Here is an 855-nt window from a genome sequence, read left to right as displayed (position 1 = left end):
TCTTAAGACCAGCTTCTCGAGATTGGATCCGATACCGCGCGGTCAGGCAACGGTAATCCAGCCGTCCGTCAGAGGCATCCATAAAGATACCAACAACAACGGCCCAGAGCGACAAGCTTCCTTCCTACCTCCGTCCCCTCCTTCGTTTCCAGCCGGCTAGGCCATCCACGATATCAGCAGGTCCGGGCTCGGACGCCTCAAACAACCCTACGGTCGCTCAAAACACCTGGAAGCCTCCAGATCAATCTTCTCTTCACAATGTATGCAGAACACGCATCCAGCCCGAAAGCCGATGCAAAACCTTTTTTTCTTCAGAAGACAAACTTCGTTACATCCACCCATACAGGCCAGAGGCCTGTCGCCGATCGTTCGGCGGCCCGTCCGGAGCGCAGCGCCAAAGGCGCGACAGCGTCAGGACAAAACAATGGTGGAGCTGAGCGGGATCGAACCGCTGACCCCCTGCTTGCAAAGCAGGTGCTCTCCCAGCTGAGCTACAGCCCCATCAGCTCGATCGCCTCAAGGCCTGAGCCCCAAGGTTCGGCAACAATCCACATCGCCTGCCATTCCATCTTCCCAACCCTCATTCGCAGATGCAAATGGTGGGCCCGGGAAGACTTGAACTTCCGACCCCACGCTTATCAAGCGTGTGCTCTAACCAACTGAGCTACGGGCCCATTCGGGAACCGGTCGACGCGGTTTTTTGTCTTCTTGAAGAAAGAGAAACGTGGACGGCGAGGCTCGCCATACCATCCGAATGCTAAAAGCATTTCCGTGGCGTATTGCGTTTCGATGGTCACCTGACTGGTGCCATCTATGTTCTAAAAAGCACGGGAAGGTTCATATCGGGACATATCT

The 855-nt window shown here is 55.4% G+C and carries 2 tRNA genes; both read right to left on the bottom strand.

Going from position 1 to position 855, the window contains the following annotated elements:
* Window positions 1-425: 425 nt before the first annotated feature.
* A tRNA-Ala gene (locus HGP12_RS33750) sits at window positions 426-501 on the bottom strand.
* A gap of 96 nt (window positions 502-597) precedes the next feature.
* Window positions 598-674, bottom strand: a tRNA-Ile gene (locus tag HGP12_RS33745).
* Window positions 675-855 lie beyond the last annotated feature (181 nt).

This window comes from Rhizobium sp. P28RR-XV, assembly GCF_012641385.1.
Lineage (GTDB): Bacteria > Pseudomonadota > Alphaproteobacteria > Rhizobiales > Rhizobiaceae > Rhizobium.
This window is presented reverse-complemented; position numbering and strand designations above follow the sequence as displayed.